The organism is Sphingobacterium chungjuense (assembly GCF_011316935.1).
GTDB classification, from domain to species: domain Bacteria; phylum Bacteroidota; class Bacteroidia; order Sphingobacteriales; family Sphingobacteriaceae; genus Sphingobacterium; species Sphingobacterium chungjuense.
This window is the reverse complement of sequence record NZ_WLYS01000002.1, coordinates 118,073-143,624: the sequence shown is the minus strand read 5'-3', so window position 1 is coordinate 143,624 and position 25,552 is coordinate 118,073. Positions and strand designations below refer to the sequence as shown.

The window sequence follows — 25,552 nt, the reverse complement described above, 5'->3', positions numbered from 1 at the left end:
CATTTTTTATTCTGCACGGCAATATCGCAAAATTGTAATTTGCTTATAACGTAGATTTGCCGTATTGATCCTTTATATAATTCTTCGGACTTTTTCCATACACCTTGCTGAATGATCTACTGAAATTAGCGGGTTCAGCGAACCCCACATGAAATGCAGCCTGTGAAATATTCATATCGTGTTCGAGCATCAATTTGATGGCTGTTTTTAAACGGATGTGTATGATAAACTCCTGTGGAGTTTGTTCGATCAAAGCCTTTAGTTTCCTGGTCAACTGTCGCCTGTTCATATCTAGTAGATCCGAAAATGTTGCTACATCAAAGCTAGATTCTAAAAGGTTTTCACGAATAATAGCGGTTGCTTTTTGAAGAAATTCTTCGTCAATTTTAGATATTTGCTCTTGCTGCGATGTGTCGTTGGCTCCGCGTTCCCTGTACAGCTCACTGAGCATTCGTCTTGACTGAAGAAGGTTCTTGATGCGCGTTATGAGTAAATCAGAGTTAAACGGTTTTGGAATGTAGGCATCTGCACCACTTTTATATCCCAATATTTTGCCCTCGTCGGCATCTTTTGCCGTTAGAAGAATTACGGGGATATGGGATGTTTTCTCATTACTTTTTATTTTACTACACAAGGCCAATCCATCTCCTCCGTTCATCATCACATCGCTAACTATGACGTTCGGGATGGACAAAGTTGCCTTTTCATACCCCTGCTGTCCATTTTCTGCTTGTTCCACATGATAATAGTCTTTGAGTTGTTCCGAAATATATGCTCTTAATTCAGCATTGTCCTCGACCACTAGTATGGTTATGTCATCATCGAATACGGTGGGGTCCAGTGCAATTTTAGTTTCTGCTGGCGTGAATGCCGCAGTGGAGGTCTGGTTTGTCAAAGCATTGTCGCTGGTGACCGATAAAGATGGTTTTGTTACCGGAATCTTTACAACAAATAGTGCTCCTTTTCCTGCTTCACCTTCTTCTGATATAATGCCACCATGAATCTCCACTAATTCCCTGACTATGGCAAGGCCAATACCGCTGGAATGCATATCAAATCGCGGGATACCCTTAATTTGAAAGAACATCTGGAATATGCTGTTTTTATAATTGATAGGGATACCAGGACCACTATCTGCTATGCGAATTTCTAGTAGCCTTTCGTTATCATCACTAGTAAAAGTAGAAGTGCTGAGGGTGATTATGCCAGCATCGGGAGTGAATTTAACAGCATTAGCTATTAGATTGGTCAGTATTTTTTGAAACTTATCACGATCGATATCCACTTCTGTAAATTCTAGATCAAAAAGGAGCTCAACAACAAGTTTCCTTTGCGCGACTTGCTCGCTGAATACCAAGATTATTTCTCGTACAAAGTGTTCTATAGCAACTGAAGTGATCTCTAGGTTGCTCTTTCCTTGAAATTTTCTGAAATCCAAGAGTTGGTTAACCAAAGTAATCATCTGTGAAGCATTCTTATATGCTATGGCAGCTAGAGATTTAATTTGACTGCCACTAAGATCTCTATCAGAAATTCTGCGTACAGGATCAATAATTAGCGTGAGTGGCGTTCTTAACTCATGAGATACATTGGTAAAAAAGGCCATTTTTAACTGGTTCATTTCTTCCGTTTTTTCAGCGTGTACCTTTTGGAGTAATAATTCCTTTTTAAGATTTGCTCGTTTTTTCAACTCTCCAATTATCCAGTAGACTACGGTGGAAATTAGTATAAGATAAAATAGATAAGCCCAATATGTTTTCCAAAAAGGAGGACGAATGATGATTTGCAGAGTAGCGCTTTCATTGTTCCATGTATTATCATGATTTGCAGCCTTCACTTTAAATACATATTCGCCAGGTCTCAGATTGTTGTAGGTTACTCTTCGTTCATCTGTGGTGTATTGCCAGTCTCTATCCACACCCGAAAGCATATAAGCATAGTTGTTTTTGTCATTAGATGTATAGTTGAGAGCGGCAAACTCGATAGTGAAAACAGACTGTGTATAGTCCAAATTTATCTTTCCCTTCTTCAAGGCAGTATGGAAGGAACTCATGAGCTCCGTCTTAGCTGATCTTGTCGGCACACTAAAATCGGTAATTACTATCGGCGTAACGCTACGAGTGTTTGTGAAGGTTGCTGGGTTAAAGACGTTGAAACCATTCGTGCTGCCGAATAACATATCACCATTTTCTCGCATCAAACCTGCTCCTAAAGTGAATTCACTGCTTGACAGTATATCGTTTTTAATCAGCGCCTTCAAAGAAGATTGGTTTGCGGAGAACTTGTTTAATCCGCTTGATGTGCTCACCCATACGAAACCCAATTTGTCTGCGACAATGTGGTTTACATTATTATTGCTTAGGCCATGCTTTTCATCTACGTGCAGCATATCTTTGCCAGTAGCCTCATAAATAAATAATCCGGCTCCGTGCGTACCAATCCAAATCCTATTTGCCGAATCTTCAAAAATCGAGCTGGCAAGATGCTTTTTAAGCTGCGATGCTTTGGGTGGAAGTGCCACAAATTGATTCTTCGAGGGATTATAGATGTCAATTCCACCGTAGCTACCTATCCAAATGTTTCCACTCTTGTCCTCTGTCAAAGCTCGGATGTAGTTGTTGGATAGGGTGTTTGGACTTTCTCGATTTAAGTGTAAAACTGCTCGTCCATTTGCCTGAAGTACATGCACGCCACTACCATTCGTGCCAATCCAGATATTTGAATTTTGGTCTTCTACGATGGCATAAATAGTATTGCTCAGAGCAAGCTCACTATTGAAGTACAATCTTTTAAGCGTGTTGTTTTTTAAGTTAAACTCAAAAAGTCCATCTGCATAAGTGCCAATCCATAACTTTTCTGCATCTCTACTTTTAAGTAAACATAAAACAGATTTTCCTAAACCATTCTCTTCCATAGATCGCGGCAGAATTGGCTTAAAGGTGTTTGTCTGGGAGTTCCAACCAAACAGCCCTCCTCCGTCCGTTCCGACGTATACTTCTTGATGACTATATTCTGAAAATGAGGTGACAACGTTGGTGTTTGCTTGTTGGTTATTTGGATGAATTATCCCGTAGTGACTATAAAATGGGGCGTTTTTATTGTATTTACTTATCCCACCTAGCGCGGTGCCTACCCAAACCATGTTGCTATCTGCATATACCGTATTTACAGAGTTTCTGCTCAAAGATTGATTATTGTGTACATCACTTTTCCAGACATCATAGTGCTTTTGCTTTGAGTCGTAGCGACCTAATCCATCATCCGTTCCTATCCATATCGTATGCTGTGAGTCACATGTTAAAGAATTTATGACCGATTTTAAAGGTTTAGCTCGTCCATTCTTATAAAATGAAGCAGCAGAGAACTCTCCGCGTGAATCTTCATACTTGTATAGTCCTTCTTTTGAACCAGCCCAAAGTATTCCATTCTGATCAATTGCGATATCTGCAATTTCGGAACTAGAAGTTACTGCATCTTTTCGGCCTATGAAAAATTGATTTACGTTGCTCCGATCACCATGGAAATAAAATAGTCCATTCATGGTGCCGACCCATAAACCATTGCTACTATCTTCCGCAATAGCCGTTATATTTTTACCTTCTAGAATTTTGTATTTGCGATCATATTTTTCCGCTCTTTTTGCTTGATATGTGCTTTGGTCAATGATGAATAAGCCATCGAATGTACCAACCCATATTCTATGTTGACTGTCTTCAAAGATTCGCTGGATCAAACCAATGTCATACCGATCAAAAGCATCCTTTTGATCATCGTATCGCACTAGTCCACCACCTAGGGTGCCTGCCCATAATGATCCCTTGCTATCTACAAATAAAGTTTTGACATGATTGTAGGATAGAGAAGAGGAATCGCTAGAAGAATTTCTGTAAATTTTAAATTTATAACCATCGTACCTATTTAGTCCATCATTTGTGCCGAACCACATATATCCAGTTTTGTCCTTTACAATGCTATTAACCGTACTCTGAGAAAGACCATTCTGTGTAGAGATCCGAGTAAATTGCACCTGACTTATTTGAGTTGATTGAGCATAGCCTCCCGATGGCGGCAGCCAAAAACACAGTAGTATAATAAACTTTATGTAAGTACTGGCCTGCATAGGGTTGGGTGTTCAATTTAGAGATTATGGTAGTGATTGCTTATTGATTAGCTTTGGCCCTAGAGAGTTCAACTCCTAGTAGCTAACTAATTTTCAAACAAGGTTAAATATAAAAAGATGTCCTAACAAACCAATATTTCTTCTCAATATATATCTACTTACATTTTTTGGACATAGTACTTTATGTTGGATTTTAAGGGCTCTGCGTTTCCAAAAATCTGGAGCTCTAGTAGCTATTGATTTGATTTTTTTGAATTGACAGCTACTAAGATCTGCCAAAGTGTAAGTGTAGAATTGGTCAAATGACATTTGGGTTTGAGAGAATGACAACATCTTGAGCTGATTAGAAAAATTAATTGAACTAATAAGAACAATGAAATGGTGTAAAGCGTTCTATATTTGCATTAACATTCATTTACTTTTTAATATGGAAGCATAGTTGTCATGGAGTGTTTATATACTGTAAAATAGTGGCAAGTAAGATGTTTTGTTGATCAGTATAGGGATTTGATAAAAATTGTAGACGGGCGATGAAAAAAATGATTAAGGTTCCGACATCTTTGATTGGCGGAGATGCTCCACAAAACTCATTGGTATTAGATGGTTGTTCAGTAATAGAGCAGTGTATACACAGCACGGAGGTAAAAGGGACAATGTTTCTTGAACAACATTTACTGTTGATCGTATTAGAAGGTTGGGTAATATTGACTTATGGAAAACAGCATTATACGGTTAGAAAGAACGAGATCATCTTGCTGAAAAAGGCTACCGCAGTAAAGTATCATAAATTCGGAAATACTGATAATGACAATATCTACGATAGTTTAATGTTTAGTATTAAAGATGATCTTCTTAAGTCATTTTTATCTACATCTGAAATCAAGATTTCAAGACCTGAGGGAGAAATAAAAGCAGGTGTTTATCCTATGAATGAGTGCTTGGTAGCATTTGCTCATTCTATGAAACCGTATTTCTTTGATCATTCTGTAGTACATCCAGGGCAGCTTCGTCTTAAGATTATGGAATTGCTCTATGATGTCGCCGAATGTAATCGAAATATGTTTTTACAAATTCTCCAGTTGCACGAGCCTGTTAAAAGTGATGTTCGTAATGTAGTAGAAAAACACTACGCTTCACCGGTTTCTCTTGCTGAACTCGCTTATCTTTCTGGCAGAAGTTTATCAAGTTTTAAACGTGACTTTCAAAATATTTACAACGTCTCGCCAGCTACGTGGATTAGAGAAAAGAGGCTAGAAAAAGCAAAGGACATGTTGCAAACGACATCGCTTTCTGTTGCCGAGATTTGTTACTCATTAGGCTTTGAGAATGTCTCACATTTTTCAAGAATTTTTAAAGTGTTTCATGGTCAGGCACCAACAGTGTTTCGTACTTAAACAAATAAATATAACATTATGAAAGTATTAGTGATCGGAGCGAACGGTCGAGTTGGCTCATTGTTAGTTAAAAAATTAGTATCCCAATATCAGGTTGTAGCAGGGTCAAGAAATCCAGACTTAGCAAATAGTTTAGACAATGTAGAACATGTCTACTTGGATTTACTTAGTGACGTTAATACCTTGACAGAAACTATGCATGGCATTGATGCCGTTTATTTTGTTTCAGGTTCGCGGGGGAAAAATCTTTTAGAAATAGAATTGCATGGAGCTATAAAATCCATGCAAGCTGCAGAAAAAGCTGGTGTTAAACGGTATATTATGCTAAGTTCGGTGTTTGCCTTGCAGCCAGAGCGCTGGAATGAGTCTTTCCTTGGCGAGATAACCAATTATAATATCGCCAAACACTATGCAGATCTGTATCTTACTACGCAGTCTGATTTGGCATATACAATCCTGCAACCAGGCGCTCTTAAAGATGAGTCTGGAAGCGGTAAAGTAGAGACAAACGTTACCCATGCTGGGTCTAATTCGATTGCAAATGTGGTAGATATGTTAGTAGCCATATTAGCGCATGATTCTACCATTGGTAAGGTGATTTTAATGCATGATGGCGACACTTTAATCGAGCAAGCGATTCTTCAAATCGGATAATATTTCGTCTTTGGATTTATATGCTACGCATGCTGTTAAATCTTTCAATTAATGCTAATGAGTAGATAGCGAATACTTATTGTGAGCATTCGCTTATCAAATAATTGCCTCCCCGGCTAGAATAAAAAGAACTAAATAGTCAAATTATTTGGTCTATTTAGAAAAATATAAACTTTCCTGTTGCTGTATCTTTGTAGTATAAATTAGCTTAGTTATCAAGTTGATGATTAGCAATTTAATATTTCAAATATTTAATCAAATACGAGGTACAGTCATGCTAAAGGATTATAGAATCGAAAACAATTATCCCCGTCTGGGATATTCAGCTATTAGAGGTATCGGTAGAATTTCAAACAAGACATTTGCTTCACTGCCAGTGGTAATCATATTTTCTGTGTTTACAGTTGGCGGAATGCTCGTTTCTTGTGAAAATAAAAGTGGAAAAAATAATAAAATAGAAGTTATGCAAAATAATCAAGAACAAAAACAAGAAATCCTGAAGGCAATAGATTTGTATGTTGAAGCAGGAAGAAAAGGAGATGGAAATATTGCTAAGCCGGCATTCGCCTCAACTGCAACAATGTCTTGTCTGAAGATGAAGTGTTAAAAAGTGTCCCCATTCAAGTATTATTTGATGGGTTTTCAGCAAGCGAACCGATGGAAGATAATTACGAACTTACTCAAATAGATGTTGAAGGTAATGCTGCTATAGTGAGGATCGAATCTCAGTTTGGACCAGACAAGTTTGCAGATATGTTTACTCTGTTAAAAGATGGTAAGGACTGGAAAATAGTGAGCAAAATTTATCAAATTAAATAATACAGCAATGTCAATAAATAAAAATATTAATACTGTTCAAGATTATGAAGATGTCTTGAAAGCTATGGAAGGTTACGTTAATGGATTAAAAACAGGAAATGTCGCTGATTTAAAAAAAACCTTTCATCAAGATGCTATCATGTATGGTCACTTAGGTGATGACTTATCACAAGGTAGTATAGACAATTTGTATTCTTATGTCGAAAAATTTGGAGCAGCTCCAAATATTAAAACCAACCTAACGGTTTTGCATAAGACTCCCACCACAGCAATTGTGCGGATAGAAATGGAGCATGATGCGGCTGATGAGGATTTCACAGATTACCACTCATTAATCAAGATCAATGGCGAGTGGAAAGTAGTTGCAAAGCTATTCCACCTTTATACCAAGTAATCATTAATCATCTCGTTAAAGTTTTACTCTGGAAGCATATTTTGCTTCCAGCGGAACTTTACGTCTTAAAAAAACACATAATGTCAAAATTATTTAGTCCGTTGACTGTTAAATCTGTAACACTGAAAAACCGGATTATCACATCGCCAATGTGTATGTATATGGCACAAGATGGGATTGCAAGTGATTGGCACTTGATTCATTACGGCTCTAGGGCAATGGGTGGCGCTGGAATGGTTATGCTGGAAGCAACTGCAGTACGTGCTGATGGACGTATTGGCGTCGGAGATTTGGGAATCTGGAAAGATGAACACATTGAAATGTTAACTAAGTTGGCCTCATCGATAAAACTCGCTGGCAGTGTTCCTGCTCTTCAATTGGCCCACGCTGGTAGAAAAGGCAGTATGTGGGTTTCTGGAGGTGAGAGCCATCCCTTGTTCCCTAGTGATGAAAATGGATGGGAAATCATCGCGCCATCTCCTATTGCATTTTCTTCTGACATGCAAACGCCACGCGAAATGACGATACAGGATATCGAGAATGTGCAACAAGCTTTTGTAGATGCTGCAAGAAGAGCTGTAATTGCTGGTTTCGAATTGATTGAGATCCACAGTGCTCATGGTTATTTGATCAACGAATTTTTATCGCCTATTCCTAACAAAAGAACTGATCATTATGGTGGTAGTAGAGAAAACCGAGCAAGATTTCTGTTCGAAATTATTGATAAAGTAAAACGAGTGTGGCCTTCCACACTTCCTATTGCCGTTCGTATTTCAGCTATAGACTGGGTACAGGAAGGATGGAACATGGAAGATACACTATGGTTAAGCAAAAAGTTGTCTGAAAAAGGAATTGATATTATTGATGTCTCATCTGGCGGTACGGTTTCGGATGCTAAAATAAAAGTCGGTTCAGGATATCAATTACCTTTTGCCAGCACAATTAAGCGTGAGCTTAAAGATCAATTATTGGTGGGTACTGTTGGTATGATTACTAGTGCACATCAAGCAGAAACTATTTTGGTTAATGCAGATGCAGATCTTATTTTTATCGGTCGTGAACTTTTACGAAACCCTTATTTTCCGTTAGAGGCCGCAAAACAACTACGTTCTGAAATCCCCGTTCCAAAACCTTATGAGGTTGCATTTTAATACTAAAAATACATTTATATGTCAATATTTTTAACGGTTATTGTGAAGGCTAAGCCATCACATCGACAAGAGATTCAAACTCTTTTATACCGTCTTCCAGAATTATCCAAGAAAGAGGATGCTTGTATCGAATATGATGTTCATCAAAGTATAGATGATGAAAACACTTTCATTCTAAATGAACAATGGAAAAGTTTAGAAGGCTTGGAGTTCCACAATCTGCAGGCTTATTCTAAAGAGTTTTCGACTCATTTGATAAACTACAGGAGCACCCCATCATTTATAAATCAAAATAATTTACTAGAACATCTACAAACGTTTAGAATTTAGAAATATGAGAAAGTTAAATGAATCTGTAACCATCATTACTGGAGCATCTTCTGGTATTGGTGCCGCAGCGGCATTAAAATTAGCCAAAGCTGGAAGTAAAATCGTCTTAGTGTCTAGGTCTGATGATAAAATAGAAACAGTAAAGCAGCAAATTGAGCAACAGGGTGGTAGTGCAGAAATCTATATTGCCGACGTGACAGATATTCAACAGATGAAAGGTATGGTAGAATTTACCATTCAAAAGTTCGGCAGGCTAGATAACTTAGTTAACAATGCAGGATTGATGCTGTTTTCGCAATGGAAAGACCTTGCAATTGATGAATGGAATGCCATGATTGATACGAATGTAAAAGGCTATTTAAATGCTATTGCAGCTGTGCTTCCAAAACTGTTGGAGCAGAAATCAGGTCATATTCTCAATATGGGTTCTGTAGCGGGGATCAACATAGGTGTAGGTGCTGGTGTTTACCATGGCACTAAATTCTTTGTTAGGGCAATCACTGAAAGTTTGAGAAAGGAAGTGTCTGTTCACAGAGGAATTAAAATCAGTCTGATCAGCCCGGGACTAATCAATACGGGTTGGGCAGATAAGGTAACAAATAAAGAGGGTGCAGAGATTGCATCAGAATTGAATAAACAAGCCATTGAATCGGATGATATTGCAAATGCAGTTTTATTTGCTTTTGATCAGCCAGCGAATGTGAACGTCAGTGACATCGTTGTTAGCCCAACCTCACAAAACTTGTAATACTGGTAAACCAACGATTTTTAAAAATGAATACATACAATAGCCTATTTACTTCGTTGTCATTTAGTAACGGAATAAGTTTGAAAAATAGAATAGTGATGTCGCCAATGACTACATGGGCATCTAATGATGATTTTACTGTTTCTGATGAAGAAGTCGAATATTATCAAAAAAGAGTAAATGGCGTCGGATTGGTGATTACAGGATGTACGCACGTTACACAAAATGGAATAGGTTTTACACACGAATTTGCAGCTTATGACGATGCTTTTCTTCCTAGTTTGAAAAAGTTAGCGAATGCAACCAAGAGCGGTGGTGCGCCAGCAATTTTGCAAATGTTTCATGCGGGGAATAAGGCAATTTCTGGCCTTATTCCAAATGGTGAAGTGGTAAGTTCGAGCGCGGTTTCAAGTGGACCTATTTTACTATCTGATAAAGAAAATCTTGCAAAGGAATTGAATGAAAATGAAATTCGTGACATCATTAAAGCATTTGGTAAAACTACAAAAAGAGCAATTGAAGCTGGATTTGACGGCGTTGAAATTCATGGAGCTCATGGATTTCTGATTCAGAATTTTATATCTCCATTTTTTAATAAAAGGACCGATCAATGGGGCGGTACGCTGGATAATCGCTTACGTCTTAGTCTGGAAATTTTAAAAGAAGTAAAGGAAGTGGCTTTAAAATATGCTGCCAGACCTTTTTTAATCGGTTACAGAATTTCTCCAGAAGAATTTCCGCAAAACTCGTATGGACTTCAAGATACTTTTGTTCTGGTTGATAAGTTGATTGAAGCGGAAATAGACTACTTACATTTCTCACTGATGGATGCTGTCCATCAAAAACCAATTGATTCCAGATTTTCAGAAAAGCCGATCTCTATTGTATTAAATAATTACATTAACAATAGAGTTCCTGTACTCGTTGCTGGCGGTGTAACAACTCCTGGAAAGGCTGTTGATGTTATAGACTCGGGAATATCTATGGTCGCGATTGGAAGAACATTGATTATCAATCCGAATTGGGTAGAATTAGTTGAGCGTGGAGAAGCGAATAAAATCAAGTCCATTCTTACGCTAGATACAGTAGCGCAGAAGAAAATTCCTGAAAAATTAATGAAAATATTCATGACATTGACAGGTTGGGTGGCAATTGGTGATTGATTAATTACGAAAAGTCCCATTCTTTGCGCTCTGCATTATTACATGAGGTAAACTTCTCGCAAATAACTCCCAAAAATGCCTAGAAGTGAATTTATTGGTTTTAAATCCCCAAAATGATATGTTTTCCTTAAAAGATGATAAGTATATTTTGTGCCCTTTTACTACTATTGTATCATAGAGAATGCTGTGCTAAACAGTGTTCTTTTGATATAGATAAACCTATTTATTCTACTTCATCTTTATAGCCATTTTTTATTTTATAAATATGGTGTCTGCAAACCATTGTGCAGAAGCAATGCTGCAAAAGGAAGCTGAAGCTATGTGATAGGAGATGTATATGGTAATGAGCCACATTATTGGTGAATTTAGGAAAACTATTTATTTAAAACTTTTAGATTTTATTAAGGAATGAGAACGAGACAGCTATGGTTTATACTTTTTCTATTATGGACATCATTTTCATCATTTAAAGTTCCGCAAAATCCTAATCGGCAATTATTTGACTTCGATTGGAAGTTTGCCCTTGGAGATTTTCCCCAGGCAAGTGAAGTAGACTTTAATGATGCTAATTGGCGATCATTAAATCTTCCGCATGACTTCAGTATTGAACACCCTTTTGACTCAACAAATACGAGTAATAGCGGTGGAGGTTTCGCTTATGGTGGAATCGGTTGGTATCGTAAGCATTTCACATTAGAAAAATCAACGAAGAATAAAATCGTATCTATTCTGTTTGATGGTGTTTACCGAAATAGCGAGGTGTGGATTAATGGTCATTATCTTGGATTAAGACCATATGGCTACTCGTCTTTCCATTATGATATTACTCCTTATCTTAATCCTTCTGGTCAAGAAAATGTCATTGCCGTGAAAGCAAATACTACTGAGCAAATGAATTCGCGGTGGTATACCGGTGCTGGTATTTACAGACATGTGTGGTTATTAACGAGTGATAAAGTGCATTTTGATGAATGGGGTGTATTTGTCAAAACCAGTAAAGCAAGCAAAGAGCGTGCTGAATTAAGTCTTGATTTAGAGGTCGTCAACAAATTTGAAGGGATAAAAAAAGGTAAGATCAATACTTATTTGATAGATTCTAATGGACAAAAAACAAGCACTAAAAGTTCGGATTTTACCATCCAAGCTAGTGATTCTCTAAAAATAACCCAGCAGTTGATCGTTAACAAACCCAACTTGTGGTCTATTGATGATCCTCATTTATATCAGGTACATGTTGATATCCATGTGGATGGAAAAATAATGGACAGCTATAATACACCATTTGGTATCCGAACGTTTGAATTTGATCCCAATAAAGGGTTTTTCCTGAATGGTGAACATGTAAAACTTAAGGGTACAAATAACCACCATGATGGTGGTCCGATTGGAGCGGCTACCTTAGATTATACACATGAAAGGCAATTGACTATTCTGAAAGAAATGGGCTGTAATGCGCTTCGGATGAGTCATAATCCTCCAGCTCCGGAATTGCTTCAAGCTGCCGACAGGATGGGCTTCGTAGTTATTAATGAAATATTTGATGAGTGGGTAAAGGGCAAGACAGTGCATGGCTATGCACCACATTTCTATGAATGGTATGAAAGAGATGTCAGAAACTGGATAAAGCGGGATCGTAACCACGCTTCGGTTGTAGCTTGGAGTATTGGAAATGAAGTGCCCGAACAATGGGATTCGATCAAGGGCCCAGAAATAGCTAAGCTAATTCTTTCTGCTGCCAAGAAGTACGATACAAGCCGTCCGTTTACCATTGGTGCTGATGGTATACCAGGTATAAATTCAAGTGGCATGGGAGACTTGTTGGAGTTAGTGGGCTATAATTATCAAGAATCGATGTACGAACAAGATCACAAGAATTTCCCTAATAGAGTGATTTATGGGTCGGAAACGGTGATGTATCCTTACCATGCTGGGGATTGCTGGCAGATGAGATCTTACGAACAATGGTTGTCTACATTAAAGGACGATTATATTGCAGGAGAATTTATTTGGACGGGTTTTGACTATATCGGTGAAGGTGGAATTGGCGAAGTAATCAAAAAATGTGATACCGATTTGGTGTGGCCATGGTGGCCATCAAAAGGAGCTACTAGCGGCTTAGTAGATATCTGTGGGTTTGAAAAGCCATCATACTATTTTAGAAAAGCATTGTGGACGGAGGAACCCGTGGTGTATCTCGCCGTTGAAACAGACTCTTCAGCGAAAGATTGGTCAAATAGTTCATTTTGGAACTGGCCAAAAGTTTTACCGCACTGGAATCACAATTCGGCAGGTGATTCATTGGCTGTTCACGTGTATACCAATATGCCTGATGTGGAACTAAAGCTGAATGATAAATCCTTGGGGTCACAACATTGGGATCTAAATAAACATGCATTTCTGATCTGGAATGTGCCTTATGAAAAAGGAGTGTTGGAAGCTATAGGCACATTGCCAAACGGTGAGAAGAAAACTTTTAAAGTACAAACAGCCGGGAAACCTGCAAAGATTCAACTGGTAGCTGATAGAGAGTTGCTTAAAGCAAATCAACAAGATTTATCTTACGTTAAAACCTATCTTTTGGATGAAAACAATGTGCCTGTACCCTTTGCTGATAATACGATTGAGTTTGAAGTAACTGGTGCAGGAACATTGAACGCAACGGGAAATGGCGATGACAAAAGCCATGTCAGTTATAAAGAAAAAAGTACAAAAGCATATTTAGGCAAATGCTTAGCGATTGTACAATCGGGATCACAAAAGGGAACGATTATCCTTACTGCTAAAAGCAAAGGTTTACCTGATGTCCAAGTCGAGATTATGGTGAATTAATCAATGATCGAGATTATATATCAATGCGTTTAGAATTCCAAGGGAATTAGAATTTATCTACCTATTTAAGCAGATACCATGAATACATTTTATAAATTTTTACTGGCTTTATTCATTTCATCCAGTTTAAACGCGAAGACCGTTCCTACGATGCCTAATGATGGGCCTGATAACGGTTCTTATGATAAACCAAATCGGTACCCGGCAGGTAAAGTGGAATCAGTAAACTTCTACTCCTCGGTCGCTGGTAAAAACGTTGATATGGTAGTGTACACACCACCGTACTATAGCAAGGATAAAAAATATGGTGTTATATACTGTTATCAGGGCTTAGGTGATAGTGCGATCCACGTATTCAATGGAGATTGGGTGAAAGCGGGGATTATCAGTGATAATTTAATTGGTGAAAGAAAGATATCTCAAGGTGTGATCATTGTCGCGGTAGATGATCAGTACAATGGCAGAAACAGTAATGTACAGGATATGACCATCATCGATGCAATAGCTTATATCGATTCCAATTATGCTACTTATGCAGATGCGGAACATCGAGGAATTTTTGGTTACTCATTAGGTGGTGGATATGCATTTAATGTTGGTCTTAACAATTTAGATTACTTTCATTACATCAGTCCATCTTCAGCAGCGCCAAATAAGTTAGAAGATGCCATATTATTCCCTGATGATGGTAGTGATGCCAAAGAGAAATTAAAGTGTTTATTTATTTCATGGGCTGAGCACGATTATGATGGGTTTATTATCTCTAATCAGGCGACCGTTGATTTTTGTAATAGCATAGGTATTCCTCATCACTCATGGGTTGCTAAAGGACAGGGGCACAGTGGTGGTGTATGGAGACCTGCCATGTGGAATTTTCTGCAACTTGCAGATAAGGCCGGTATTTCAGACCCCGATTCTAAAAATACGGTAAATTGATCTTTGTAAACTATCCTTTGCAGAAATCCTGGATGTAATTTCTCTCGGTTAAATAAAAATGATGATGCATTTTTTGCTTTTGCAAAAAGTAGATACGATCTAAAAAGCCTAAATTTTCCTTTCGCCAATCAATAAGTAGTTACGGCATGACTAAAATCATCAAAGAAGTAATTCCTCTGACACAGAATGATTGCTTCACTATTTTTCATAGAGAAAAAAATGAGTTTGACTTTCCGTTGCATTTTCATCCAGAGTACGAGTTAAATTTAATTTTAGGTGCCCAAGGTGCCCGGCGCATTGTCGGTGAACATATGGAAGAGATCACCGATCTTGAGCTCGTATTAGTTGGTCCCAACGTTTCACATGTATGGACGAAACATGCTTGCAGGCGCAGTAAAATCACTGAAGTGACTATCCAGTGGCATGCGAATCTGTTTGATAAAAGCTTTTTATATAAGCATCAGCTGGCTTTCATGCGAAAGATGTTTGAACTATCCATGCGGGGAATACTTTTTTCTAAAGAAACGATTGAAAGGATTTACCCAAGGATTTTAAATATAAAAAAGGCTCAGGGATTTGATGCTGTACTTGAGTTGATGAGTATCCTACATGAACTCTCCATTTCCATATCTCAAAGAATATTGTTGGAATCACCGAGCACCCCTGAGCAGATTGCTACGTATAAAAGCCGGCGCGTAGATAAGGCATATGAATTTATGCACGCTAATTTCAGACAACCCATCACACTAAATGATGTGGCTAATGTAGTAAGTATGCACGAAGTATCATTCAGCAGATTTTTAAAAAAGAGAACGGGAATCTCTTTTATCGACAGTCTTAATGACATTCGACTAGTCCATGCTACGCGCATGTTGATTGAAACAACTCACTCTATTGCAGAGATTTGCTATCAATGCGGTTTCAATAACATTTCAAATTTTAACAGGCTTTTTAAAAAGAAAAAACAATGTACGCCAAAAGAGTTCCGAAAAGAATACATCGGAAGTAGATTGTATATTTAATATCTTGAAAAAAGCTGTATAGCTTTCTCTTTACCCAATATAAACAAACGTGATGAATACAGAAAATAGGTGTTTTATCTTTTTATTGTCAACACTTTGTTTTTTTTTCCAGAATCCTCATATTCTATCAAAATACTACCAATAATAGGACGAAAAGTATTAATTCTTTTGTCTTAAAACTTCGTCATTTGAGTATCTCAAACTAAAGAGATATAAACCGACATCCCTCTATCTAAAATAAGGCAGTTCCAGGATTGGTAAGGGTTGTTTATGATGAAACTAATTGACTATACATATGAAAACTATCTTTAAAAAGATCGCTATTGCGCTGGTTAGTTCGGCCATATTATGGAGTGGGTGTCAACAAGAAAACATCTTTGAGAATCCAGAAATTGAAAATGAATTGAGTCCGCCACCGGCACCTTTCACGCAAGAAGCTGAGTCTGGAACAGTCAGTGATGGAGCTACTGTGGTTCAACATTCAGAAAGTTCGGCAGGAGCTTATGTAGATTTACAATCTGGAAGTCTTAGTATACCCTTGAATGTAGCAACCGCCGGTAGTTATGATATTTATCTGCACGCCTCAGCTCCTAGTGGAGAAAAAACAAATAATTTCGTGCTAAATGAGTCGGAGGGAAGCTTCCTTGTACCTCAATCTTCGGCTTATCAGGATATAAAACTTGCATCTAGAATCACCCTAACCGAAGGTGTTCATAACCTGCTGATTGAATCAAGCTGGGGCTGGATTAATATAGACTACGTACGGCTTGTTGGCGTTGGTGCAAGAACCTACGATCTAAAAACAACATTGTCTAACCCGGCATCAACTGCAGAAACAAAAGAGCTTTTTACTTATATGATCCAACAGTTTCGCGAGCGTATGATTTCTGGGCAAACTGACAGAGAAGAAGAGTTTACCTACATCAAAAACCTTACTGGAAAAACGCCGCTTTTACGCGGCTATGATATGCAGCCTTACAGCCCACGCTATTCTTATTCTTGGGATAATGAGTGCGGCTGTCACGCTTTTGGTCCCAATAATAGCGCAACAAATACGGATGACGCGATAGCTTGGTATAATAATAACAACAAGAAGCCTATTATTCAATTTCAATGGCACTGGCATTCTCCCCTTGGAGGAACGGCGGGAACGAATACTTTCTACACAAGTGATACTGATTTTGATGTCTCAAAAGCAGTCATTCAAGGTACGCCAGAATACATAGCAACAATAAGAGACATTGATGCGATCGCAGTACAGTTAAAAAAATTACAGGACGCTGGCGTGCCAGTGCTTTGGCGACCACTTCACGAATTGGGCGGTACTTGGTTTTGGTGGAGCACAAAAGGTCCAGAAGTTTTTAAAACCCTCTGGGATATACTATATGACAGACTTACCATTCATCATCAGCTGAATAATCTTATTTGGGTCTGGAACGGAAATGATGCGGATTGGTACGTCGGAGATGATAAATGTGATATGGCCAGTATAGACTTCTATGGAGAGCCGTTTAGTTACGTAATTGTAAAAGATGAGTTTGAAAAAATATACGAAGTTACACGAGGTACGAAAATACTCGGAATGAGCGAAAATGGTACCATTCCGAATATTGATCAGAGTTTTGCCCAAGATGTAACATGGTCATTCTTTATGACTTGGTATGATCACCTAACAAGTGCCAATCAAGATCAGATGATACAATCATTCTACGCAAATCCAAAAGTAGTAACGCTGGAAAACAGGTAAGTTATTTTGTCTCTAGAATCTACCAAAATGGATGGCTTATAAGCAGCTATCCATTTATAATACTTCCCATATCAAAAAGTAATGTTCAGTAGTTTATTATAGTTATCAGGATTAGGTATTCCTTAAAAAATATAGGTTTACTTAATCCTTGATTTTTTTAACACTAATATACCATCTCGTAAATGCGGATTTTAAAATACCAATGGATCAAAAAATAAGACTCAAAGAGAAAGTAGCTTACGGTTTCGGTGATTTTGCCTCGTCCATGTTTTGGAAGATATTCTCTGTATATCTATTGTTTTACTACACCGATGTGTTCGGCATATCTGCGGCGGTAGTAGGAACGATGTTTCTGATCACCAGAATATGGGATACTGCATTAGATCCCATTATCGGAATTATCGCTGACAGAACTGATACGAAATGGGGTAAATTTCGACCTTACTTATTATGGGTGAGTATTCCATTTGGGGTCATAGGGGTTTTGACCTTTACAAGCCCAGATTTGAGCTTAACTGGTAAAGTGATATACGCCTACGTGAGTTATACCTTAATGATGATGGTCTACTCCGCGATCAATGTGCCGTATGCATCATTAATGGGCGTCATGACTTCTGACATAAAAGAAAGAACTACGTTATCAACATTTAGATTTATTTTTGCTTTTGCAGGTAGTATTCTGGTATTAGCAACTGCAGAGCCATTGGTCAGTTTGCTTGGGCAATCTGCCGATGGAATAGATGCGCAAAGAGGCTGGTTGCTTGTTATGGTTGTCTATGCTATCATCGCTGTAGTTTTGTTCTATCTCACATTTGCATGGACAAAAGAACGGATCAGTCCTCCCAAAGAACAGAAAAGTTCGTTAAGATCTGATCTTAAAAATTTAGCGAATAATAAACCTTGGTTTATCTTATTGGGTGCTGGCGTATCAACTTTAATATTCAATTCACTGAGAGATGGATCAGCGATTTTTTACTTCAAATATTATTTCCAAAATCAGCAGGCATTTAACATTTCGTTAATCGGTATTAATATTAATTACAGCACGCTTTATCTTGTGCTGGGTCAGGCAGCGAACATTGTCGGGGTCGTTTTAGCAAAACCTATTTCGGATATAATTGGCAAGAAAAGCACTTTCTTCTATGCGATGGTTTTCGCAGCAATTCTAAGCTGCATATTTTATGTATTTAAGGAGAACGATGTTTTCTTAATCTTTTTATTTCAGTTTTTGATCAGTATTTGTGCAGGTAGCATATTTCCATTACTCTGGTCTATGTACGCAGATATAGCAGATTACTCTGAATGGAAAACAAGACGAAGGGCAACTGGTCTGATATTCTCCTCTTCCTCCATGTCCCAGAAATTAGGCTGGACGCTAGGCGGAGCATTAACGGGTTGGATGCTTGCGATATATGGATTCGAAGCCAACATGATGCAAACGGTAGAGACACAAAAAGGAATTAGAATGATGTTAAGTGTCATACCTGCTGCTGGGGCGCTGATCTCCGCTATATTTATAGCTTTCTACAAGCTTAATGATTCTTTAATGTTGAGTATAACAAATGACCTGCAGCAAAGAAGAACGAGAGATGAAGCCTAATTAAGGCTTTATGAACAACTTTTATTACAAAACTAACACAGCGTCAATCGGTCAATACAGCCGTATTGATCCTGATGAAACAACACCAAAATAACGCATGACATCTAATTTTAAAAACCGTGTTCAACAGCTTCGACGAGCACATGAAACACTTTTAAGTACAAAAAATCAAATACAAGACGGTGGAAACGGGATATATGACAGATACAAATATCCTGTACTGACAGCTGCCCATGCTCCATTAGAATGGAGGTATGATTTTAATCTTCAATCTAATCCGTATTTTATGGAACGAATTGGTGTAAATGCCGTCTTCAATGCTGGAGCAATAAAGTTTAATGATAAGTATATCATGGTCGCTCGTGTAGAGGGCTCGGACAGAAAATCATTTTTTGCCGTAGCGGAGAGCGAGAGCGGAATCGAAGGGTTTAAATTCTGGGATTATCCCATCGTTTTTGATGGGCATAATGATGAGGATACCAATGTCTACGACATGCGCGTAGTAAAACATGAAGACGGATGGATTTATGGCCTTTTCTGCACAGAAAAAAGAGATCCTTCGGCAGCCTTGGGAGACCAGACATCGGCTTTGGCACAGTGTGGAATTATCAGAACAAAAGACTTAAAAAATTGGGAGAGACTAGCAGACCTTAAAACGCCATCTCCACAACAAAGAAATGTCGTTTTGCATCCAGAATTCGTTGATGGTAAATATGCGTTTTACACACGTCCGCAAGATAGCTTTATTGAAGCAGGTAGTGGGGGAGGAATAGGTTTTGGTTTGTCGGATTCGATAGAGAATTCCCAGATCCTGCAGGAGCACATATTGTTTAAAAAGCAATATCATACGGTATATGAATCGAAAAATGGGCAAGGTCCAGCTCCGATCAAAACGCAGAAAGGTTGGATGCATCTTGCACACGGCGTAAGAAATACCGCTGCTGGACTGAGGTATGTCTTGTATATGTTTATGACTGACCTAGCCGATTTAACAAAAGTCATTCATAGGCCTGCGGGATATTTTATTGCACCCGAGGGAGAAGAAAGAGTGGGTGATGTTTCTAATGTAGCTTTTTGCAATGGTTGGATTGCAGATGATGATGGAAAAGTTTTTATTTACTATGCATCCTCAGATACACGTATGCACGTGGCAACATCTTCTATAGATCAGTTAATGGATTACTTGATCAATACGCCTGAAGACGGTTTTAAATCCTCATTATCTGTAGAAAACATTATCACGCTGATTGATAATAATAAGCAAGTGTCTAATATATAACAAGGTCGAAATACAAGTCATAAAGTTTGATGAAATTTATAGAAGAAATTGAACAGGAGTTGTATAGAATTCTTGCTTATTGGGAGACTCAGGCTGTTGATGATCGTCACGGAGGTTTCTTAGGTCGCAGAGATCAAAGTGATGCAATTGTGCCATTTATGCCCAAGGGTTCGGTCTTAAATTCTAGGATTTTATGGACATTCTCGGCTGCTTATGCCTACACCAATAATCCGCTTCACTATGACCTAGCACAAAGGGCATATCGGTATATCAAAACTTTCTTTTTTGATAAAGAATTTGGGGGCATTTATTGGTCAGTTGACTATAGAGGTCAACCTTTAGACACCAAGAAACAAACATATGCGCTCTCCTTTGCGCTGTATGGTTTTTCGGAATATTATAAAATAAATAACGATGAAGAGGTACTTGAGTTATGTGTTCAGTTATTTAATACAATAGAACAACATAGTTTCGACCGCGATAATAGTGGTTACTTCGAGGCTTTTAGTAGAGATTGGCAAGAAATAGATGATCTGAGGTTAAGTGAGAAGGATGCCAATGAGAAAAAGACAATGAATACGCATTTGCATGTAATTGAAGCTTATACAAATCTATACCGAATTTGGCAGAACGCTGATTTAAAATCTCAAATTAAAAACCTTTTAGGTGATTTCCAAAATCATATTATTGATCCCGATTCTGGTCATCTTAAATTGTTTATGAATGAAAGGTGGGAGAGTAAGGACATGATCTACTCGTATGGTCATGATATCGAAGCTTCGTGGCTATTACTAGAAGCAGCGCAGGTGATCCGTGATAAGGAACTGATCACTTCGTTTGAAAAGGTTGCCATAAACCTAGCAGAAGCCGCTAGGGACGGAATAGATGAGTACGGAGCGGTGATGTACGAGAATAATCTGAGTAAATCTCATTTTGTCCAAGAAAAACATTGGTGGGTACAAGCAGAGGCTTTGGTAGGATTTGTTAATGCCTGGGAAGTTTCACAGCAGCATAAATATCTAGATATTGCCCAAAGAGTATGGACTTTCACACATTCCTACATTATAGATTATGAGCACGGGGAGTGGCATTGGGGACGTGATGCAGCATTAAATATAATGGCAGGTGAAGATAAGGTCGGTTTTTGGAAATGCCCATATCATAATGCAAGGGCATGTATGGAGGTACTACAAAGGATGAAAAAAGGGTAAACTTAGTTTGCTGTAATTTCAAATCTACTTTTTGTTCAAACTTCAAGATCGCCACTATCTCATCGACACTAAGCTGCTACATAACAAGCGTAGCCAGTATTAAAATTAATGCTCTAGGAGTGCTTTACAAAAAAGCAAAGACTAATGAAGTGCTTTATGTATTCAATTTATTTGATACTCAAATCTTTTTCTGGTTGATCGGTTATTATCAGCATGACCATTTTCTGGATATAATCCAATTGTAAGTACCCCATTTTGGTAGCCTTACCAGTTTTTCAAACCAAATAGAAATATTAAATTTAGTTTGTTAAACATTATGAAAAAGAGCAAATTTTCAGAGCATCAGATTATCAATATTCTTAAAGAATATGAATCTGGTAAAGCCACTAAAGATATCTGTCGTGAGCACGGCATATCAGCACCAACTTTCTATCAGTGGAAGCAGAAATATGGAGGTATGGATGCGCAACACCTAAAAGAGCTAAAGGCTCTTCAGGAAGAAAATTCACGACTGAAGCGCATGTTTGCCGATTTAAGCCTTGATCACCGAATTCTAAAAGATATTATTGAAAAAAAGCTTTAAAGCTTTGTGAACGTAAAGAGCTGGTGGGGTCTGTAGTGACTGAGGAAGGGATCAGTATTCATAGAGCTTGTAAAATTGTCTGCATGAGCCGCAGCATGTACTATTATAACCACACGAAAGATGATGAGGAAGTGGTTGCTAAACTCATGGATCTGGCGGGCAACTATCCAACCAGAGGCTTTGAAACCTATTATGGAAAAATTAGAATGGAGGGTTTGGTGTGGAACAGAAAGCGGGTTCTAAGAGTCTACAGAAAGATCAATCTTAAGCTGCGTAGTAAGCGGAAACGTCGAATTCCATCTAGAATTAAAGAAAAGCTAATAGTTCCGGAAGGAATTAACAGGACTTGGTCAATCGATTTTATGAGCGATTCGCTTTCAAACGGCCGCAGGTTTCGAATACTAAATGTGATGGATGATTATAACAGAGAGTCTCTGATAAATGAAGCTTCTATTCGATTCCGGGTGTTAGGCTGGTTCAGAAATTGAAAGAATTAATCTTTTCTAGGCCTAAGCCTCGCCGTATCAGAACCGATAATGGGCCAGAGTTTCTGTCTAGGGTTTTTGTTGATTTTTGTAAAGAGAATGATATTGAGCTACAATATATACAACCTGGTAAGCCCTCGCAGAATGCTTATATTGAAAGACTAAACCGGACGTTTAGAGAGGACGTCTTGGACGCTTACTTGTTCGGATCACTGCCAGAAGTCAATGCTATTTCTTACGAATGGCAGATCGATTACAACAGTAATCACCCACACAAATCGTTAAATGGACTAAGTCCGTGGTTATATATGAAGGAATCTTTGAAAACGTAAAGAACGTTTTTATATTTATTCACTGTTTGAAAAAGGGTAAGGCTTCAATTGCTGTCGGGGTAAGATGCAAAAAGCTTCCAGAGGAACTTGTAACTCCAAATGAATTATTAACTGACCAGAAGACAATAAAAAAATTAAAAAGCGAACTTGAATCATTAAAGAATAGACAACCAAAGATTTCTGTTACTTTCAAAGAGGGGGGCAACACTTTTGAATATATAGCAAAAGAAACCACGGTTAACAAATTAGAATTTGTTGAAGAACGCTATCAAAAAAAGTTAGTTGACTTGCCTTTTTTAGTTTACGACGACAAACAAGATTTAACGGAGTTAATGGGTATGGCAATAGATCGAGATTTACTCAGCGAAACAATTGAAAAATCCTTTGGAATCCATCGTTTTGGCTCTACAAAACTTTCTGATGATCAAATATCAGCCTATAATAGAGATTTGAAGAGATTTTATAATCACTATCATGGATATTTAATCAATCTTTACGAATACCAGACCATATTGAGCAGAACTGTTCCGCTTTGTATAGAAATTCATAATAGAGGTACTGTACCTGCAACTGAGTTAGATATTAAATTATATTTTAAAAATGATATAGCAGTATTAAATGAAGATCATTATCCAAGTGAACCAATAGAACCTCTTCCTCCAAATATACCGAAAAGTCAATTTAGATCATCTTTCCCTGTAACTGATTTAGCTAATTATCTACCAATTGTAGATTTGGAAGAATCACCACAATTTTTGGATAGCGATATAAGGGGAATCATACAACACTACCAATCAAGTTCCATATCATATACTCTCAGAAGTATTAAACATCATCAAAGCAACCATGTAGAAAAATTATTTGTAATATTTCCAGAACAATCGGATTTAAGGAATTGCAAAATAGAATATGAAATAATCGCTGGGAATATGCCTGAAAAAATTACAGGGCACTTGAATATCGTAAGAAAAAAAACTAGATCTGATTTTTGATTATAAAACTAATATTTAGTAAACGTAACGTGTATTACTATAGTAGTCTTGCATTGCGTTATTCTTATTGAAATCTCAATAAGTGCGAAATGACATCAGGATGTGAATATATCTGGCTATGTAGATGTGCTGGATAGTTCTTCAGAGTACTTCTATTCAACTTTTAATAAGTGTATTTGCCAAACATACAAAAAGTGAGTTGCGAACTTTTTATTTCCCCTTAGTTATTTGCAAGATCAGATCTTGCAAATAACTAAGGCAAGTTCGTTTTTGTATGGCAGGTTTGACGCAGGAAAACTGTACGTACAAAAACAACTTGCAGATTACGAATCAAAATATTCGGGATATACCTGAGGCTGTTTTAAGAATATTTTTAGCGAAAGGAGCTGCTTAGAATTTAAATAATTCATGAAGAGGTAATCGCAGCTTGTCTGCGATCATTTTCAAAATTGATATGGTAGAATTTGTTTCAGCTCTCTCAATTCGTCCTAATTGCCTAATGTCGATATTGCATATTTCCGCGAAGTGTTCTTGAGTCCAGCCATTACTTTCGCGAATTGCTTTAATCCGTTCGCCTAATTGTATTAAATATTGCTGATCCCTATACTGCTTCGCCGCCATTTTAGCTAATCTCAATAAATAATAAAAAAAATGTTAGGACATATTTGTCCTTTTTATTTTTTTCTTGTATGTTTGAATATAACTGATAATCATCTAGGTGTACTTAAATTGCGTCTAGTAAATAATATGTAAGAGTCTCGTAGATCGAAGTTGACACCCAAGGTTCGAGACGGCAAGGTTTAACCATTACCCTGTGTTTGCTATATTTGTAAATGTAGCAGGGGATGGTCTTGCTGTGAAACCTTTGTCCTTGGGTGTCAATCAAGATCACAAAGTGTGGAGCGGATCATCCTTCTGCTTATATTATAAGCCCCACCTTAGAAGACTCGCATTTGTTACCGCGAGTATGAAAAAATCTCTTTATAAAAATATTATTCGATCGCCAAGTTAAACCACATGGTTTGCTAATCGATTTTCATAAAATATTGACTGCACTGTAGCTGATTATAACAATCAGTCGAAGATCTAATTCACAATCCTAATACATTAAAAATTATGACATTTTCCAATGCCTTGGCCGCGCTGTGGCCTAAACCAAAATACAATTTTACAAGCCGAGTAATGTTATCCATTTTACTCACTGTAAGTTCATACGTGTTTGTTAATAGCGCCTTTGCCCAGTCTCGCTCAAGTAGCGAGGCCGGAGTGAAGGTTATAGCAGTAAGCCCCATTTTTATGGGGGAGAAGTTGCCAGATGAATTCTGGAGTCAGGAACATCTATTTTACACCGCTGGTCACACTGTTCGCGGAACACTCGAGCAGTTTAAAGGTAAGCTGTTGATACTGGACTTTTGGGCTACTTGGTGCGGGGCGTGCCGTTCAGGCTTTGCCAAACTGGATAAGTTCACCCAGCAGTATCCCGATGATGTGGTCTTTGTGCTAGTCAATCCTCTGAAGTATAAAGACACTTTTGAAAAAATCGACCAGTGCTACAAGGACGTACTGCCCGATATTGGCGGCAAGGATTTGCCCTCGATTATTTTTGATGAAACGCTGATCGCGCAATTTCCCCACCACTTAATACCTAATTACGTTTGGATATCTAGAAACGGCTTTATCCGTGCATTTACAGGTGGAGGCGGAGTTGTGCAGGATATCATCGAATACCACCTTGATAAACAAAGCCTCTAATACAGCATAAC

23 protein-coding genes are annotated in these 25,552 nt (G+C 37.9%); 21 read left to right on the top strand and 2 right to left on the bottom strand.

Annotated elements, in window-relative coordinates; all coding sequences use genetic code 11:
- Positions 1-43: 43 nt before the first annotated feature.
- Positions 44-4,120: a hybrid sensor histidine kinase/response regulator transcription factor gene (locus tag GKO22_RS05410; protein WP_262886474.1), complete on the bottom strand. Its 4,077-nt coding sequence runs from the start codon at positions 4,118-4,120 to the stop codon at positions 44-46.
- A 530-nt stretch (positions 4,121-4,650) separates the two neighbouring features.
- On the opposite strand from GKO22_RS05410, the gene GKO22_RS05405 reads away from it, so the two are divergent.
- From GKO22_RS05405 to GKO22_RS05320, 20 genes are all read left to right on the top strand, one after another.
- A complete protein-coding gene (locus GKO22_RS05405; protein WP_166333075.1) occupies positions 4,651-5,514 on the top strand; it encodes a helix-turn-helix domain-containing protein in 864 nt (287 codons plus the stop codon).
- Positions 5,515-5,532: 18 nt separating this feature from the next.
- Positions 5,533-6,168 (top strand): SDR family oxidoreductase, encoded by a 636-nt coding sequence (locus GKO22_RS05400; protein ID WP_166333074.1) that lies wholly within the window; start codon positions 5,533-5,535, stop codon positions 6,166-6,168.
- Between the two features lie 274 nt (positions 6,169-6,442).
- Positions 6,443-6,775 (top strand): hypothetical protein, encoded by a 333-nt coding sequence (locus GKO22_RS05395; protein ID WP_166333073.1) that lies wholly within the window; start codon positions 6,443-6,445, stop codon positions 6,773-6,775.
- Positions 6,754-6,987 carry a nuclear transport factor 2 family protein gene (locus GKO22_RS05390; protein WP_166333072.1) on the top strand — a complete coding sequence of 78 codons (234 nt, stop codon included), beginning with the start codon at positions 6,754-6,756 and terminating at the stop codon, positions 6,985-6,987. The genes GKO22_RS05395 and GKO22_RS05390 overlap by 22 nt, the downstream gene beginning before the upstream one ends.
- Positions 6,988-6,994: 7 nt before the next feature.
- Positions 6,995-7,381 carry a nuclear transport factor 2 family protein gene (locus GKO22_RS05385; RefSeq protein ID WP_166333071.1) on the top strand — a complete coding sequence of 129 codons (387 nt, stop codon included), beginning with the start codon at positions 6,995-6,997 and terminating at the stop codon, positions 7,379-7,381.
- An 80-nt stretch (positions 7,382-7,461) separates the two neighbouring features.
- Positions 7,462-8,532: an NADH:flavin oxidoreductase/NADH oxidase gene (locus GKO22_RS05380; protein ID WP_166333070.1), complete on the top strand. Its 1,071-nt coding sequence runs from the start codon at positions 7,462-7,464 to the stop codon at positions 8,530-8,532.
- Between the two features lie 18 nt (positions 8,533-8,550).
- A complete protein-coding gene (locus GKO22_RS05375; RefSeq protein ID WP_166333069.1) occupies positions 8,551-8,862 on the top strand; it encodes a putative quinol monooxygenase in 312 nt (103 codons plus the stop codon).
- A gap of 4 nt (positions 8,863-8,866) precedes the next feature.
- Positions 8,867-9,610, top strand: coding sequence for an SDR family oxidoreductase (locus tag GKO22_RS05370; protein WP_166333068.1), 744 nt, complete (start codon positions 8,867-8,869; stop codon positions 9,608-9,610).
- 26 nt (positions 9,611-9,636) lie between these two features.
- Positions 9,637-10,773, top strand: coding sequence for an NADH-dependent flavin oxidoreductase (locus GKO22_RS05365; RefSeq protein WP_166333067.1), 1,137 nt, complete (start codon positions 9,637-9,639; stop codon positions 10,771-10,773).
- Positions 10,774-11,181: 408 nt separating this feature from the next.
- Complete coding sequence (locus GKO22_RS05360; RefSeq protein ID WP_166333066.1) at positions 11,182-13,602, top strand: sugar-binding domain-containing protein; 2,421 nt, start codon at positions 11,182-11,184, stop codon at positions 13,600-13,602.
- A 78-nt stretch (positions 13,603-13,680) separates the two neighbouring features.
- A complete protein-coding gene (locus GKO22_RS05355; protein ID WP_166333065.1) occupies positions 13,681-14,538 on the top strand; it encodes an alpha/beta hydrolase in 858 nt (285 codons plus the stop codon).
- Between the two features lie 146 nt (positions 14,539-14,684).
- Entirely contained in the window at positions 14,685-15,560 is an 876-nt protein-coding gene (locus tag GKO22_RS05350; protein WP_166333064.1) for an AraC family transcriptional regulator, read from the top strand.
- Between the two features lie 295 nt (positions 15,561-15,855).
- Positions 15,856-17,307 (top strand): glycosyl hydrolase, encoded by a 1,452-nt coding sequence (locus tag GKO22_RS05345; protein WP_166333063.1) that lies wholly within the window; start codon positions 15,856-15,858, stop codon positions 17,305-17,307.
- Between the two features lie 202 nt (positions 17,308-17,509).
- Positions 17,510-18,907, top strand: a complete 1,398-nt coding sequence (locus tag GKO22_RS05340) for an MFS transporter (RefSeq protein WP_166333062.1) — start codon at positions 17,510-17,512, stop codon at positions 18,905-18,907.
- 97 nt (positions 18,908-19,004) lie between these two features.
- On the top strand, positions 19,005-20,186 hold the full coding sequence (locus tag GKO22_RS05335; protein WP_166333061.1) for a glycoside hydrolase family 130 protein: 1,182 nt from the start codon (positions 19,005-19,007) through the stop codon (positions 20,184-20,186).
- Between the two features lie 29 nt (positions 20,187-20,215).
- Positions 20,216-21,397 (top strand): AGE family epimerase/isomerase, encoded by a 1,182-nt coding sequence (locus tag GKO22_RS05330; RefSeq protein WP_166333060.1) that lies wholly within the window; start codon positions 20,216-20,218, stop codon positions 21,395-21,397.
- A 316-nt stretch (positions 21,398-21,713) separates the two neighbouring features.
- Entirely contained in the window at positions 21,714-21,980 is a 267-nt protein-coding gene (locus GKO22_RS16570; protein WP_206367827.1) for a transposase, read from the top strand.
- An 83-nt stretch (positions 21,981-22,063) separates the two neighbouring features.
- A complete protein-coding gene (locus GKO22_RS16565; RefSeq protein WP_206367826.1) occupies positions 22,064-22,468 on the top strand; it encodes a hypothetical protein in 405 nt (134 codons plus the stop codon).
- Positions 22,465-22,797, top strand: coding sequence for an integrase core domain-containing protein (locus GKO22_RS16560; protein ID WP_206367825.1), 333 nt, complete (start codon positions 22,465-22,467; stop codon positions 22,795-22,797). The genes GKO22_RS16565 and GKO22_RS16560 overlap by 4 nt, the downstream gene beginning before the upstream one ends.
- Before the next feature lie 26 nt (positions 22,798-22,823).
- Positions 22,824-23,789 (top strand): hypothetical protein, encoded by a 966-nt coding sequence (locus GKO22_RS05320; RefSeq protein WP_166333059.1) that lies wholly within the window; start codon positions 22,824-22,826, stop codon positions 23,787-23,789.
- A 390-nt stretch (positions 23,790-24,179) separates the two neighbouring features.
- On the opposite strand, the gene GKO22_RS05315 is transcribed toward GKO22_RS05320, so the two are convergent.
- On the bottom strand, positions 24,180-24,410 hold the full coding sequence (locus GKO22_RS05315; RefSeq protein ID WP_166333058.1) for a helix-turn-helix domain-containing protein: 231 nt from the start codon (positions 24,408-24,410) through the stop codon (positions 24,180-24,182).
- Between the two features lie 495 nt (positions 24,411-24,905).
- Here GKO22_RS05315 and GKO22_RS05310 point away from each other — a divergent pair, with 495 nt between their 5' ends.
- Positions 24,906-25,541: a TlpA family protein disulfide reductase gene (locus GKO22_RS05310; protein ID WP_166333057.1), complete on the top strand. Its 636-nt coding sequence runs from the start codon at positions 24,906-24,908 to the stop codon at positions 25,539-25,541.
- The last annotated feature ends 11 nt before the right edge of the window (positions 25,542-25,552 follow it).

Bases quoted from the DNA above. Each gene is read 5' to 3' on its own strand.
- GKO22_RS05410 (WP_262886474.1), bottom strand. From the start codon at position 4,120: ATGCAGGCCAGTACTTACATAAAGTTTATTATACTACTGTGTTTTTGG.
- GKO22_RS05405 (WP_166333075.1), top strand. From the start codon at position 4,651: ATGAAAAAAATGATTAAGGTTCCGACATCTTTGATTGGCGGAGATGCT.
- GKO22_RS05400 (WP_166333074.1), top strand. From the start codon at position 5,533: ATGAAAGTATTAGTGATCGGAGCGAACGGTCGAGTTGGCTCATTGTTA.
- GKO22_RS05395 (WP_166333073.1), top strand. From the start codon at position 6,443: ATGCTAAAGGATTATAGAATCGAAAACAATTATCCCCGTCTGGGATAT.
- GKO22_RS05385 (WP_166333071.1), top strand. From the start codon at position 6,995: ATGTCAATAAATAAAAATATTAATACTGTTCAAGATTATGAAGATGTC.
- GKO22_RS05380 (WP_166333070.1), top strand. From the start codon at position 7,462: ATGTCAAAATTATTTAGTCCGTTGACTGTTAAATCTGTAACACTGAAA.
- GKO22_RS05375 (WP_166333069.1), top strand. From the start codon at position 8,551: ATGTCAATATTTTTAACGGTTATTGTGAAGGCTAAGCCATCACATCGA.
- GKO22_RS05370 (WP_166333068.1), top strand. From the start codon at position 8,867: ATGAGAAAGTTAAATGAATCTGTAACCATCATTACTGGAGCATCTTCT.
- GKO22_RS05365 (WP_166333067.1), top strand. From the start codon at position 9,637: ATGAATACATACAATAGCCTATTTACTTCGTTGTCATTTAGTAACGGA.
- GKO22_RS05360 (WP_166333066.1), top strand. From the start codon at position 11,182: ATGAGAACGAGACAGCTATGGTTTATACTTTTTCTATTATGGACATCA.
- GKO22_RS05355 (WP_166333065.1), top strand. From the start codon at position 13,681: ATGAATACATTTTATAAATTTTTACTGGCTTTATTCATTTCATCCAGT.
- GKO22_RS05350 (WP_166333064.1), top strand. From the start codon at position 14,685: ATGACTAAAATCATCAAAGAAGTAATTCCTCTGACACAGAATGATTGC.
- GKO22_RS05345 (WP_166333063.1), top strand. From the start codon at position 15,856: ATGAAAACTATCTTTAAAAAGATCGCTATTGCGCTGGTTAGTTCGGCC.
- GKO22_RS05340 (WP_166333062.1), top strand. From the start codon at position 17,510: ATGGATCAAAAAATAAGACTCAAAGAGAAAGTAGCTTACGGTTTCGGT.
- GKO22_RS05335 (WP_166333061.1), top strand. From the start codon at position 19,005: ATGACATCTAATTTTAAAAACCGTGTTCAACAGCTTCGACGAGCACAT.
- GKO22_RS05330 (WP_166333060.1), top strand. From the start codon at position 20,216: ATGAAATTTATAGAAGAAATTGAACAGGAGTTGTATAGAATTCTTGCT.
- GKO22_RS16570 (WP_206367827.1), top strand. From the start codon at position 21,714: ATGAAAAAGAGCAAATTTTCAGAGCATCAGATTATCAATATTCTTAAA.
- GKO22_RS16565 (WP_206367826.1), top strand. From the start codon at position 22,064: ATGAGCCGCAGCATGTACTATTATAACCACACGAAAGATGATGAGGAA.
- GKO22_RS05315 (WP_166333058.1), bottom strand. From the start codon at position 24,410: ATGGCGGCGAAGCAGTATAGGGATCAGCAATATTTAATACAATTAGGC.
- GKO22_RS05310 (WP_166333057.1), top strand. From the start codon at position 24,906: ATGACATTTTCCAATGCCTTGGCCGCGCTGTGGCCTAAACCAAAATAC.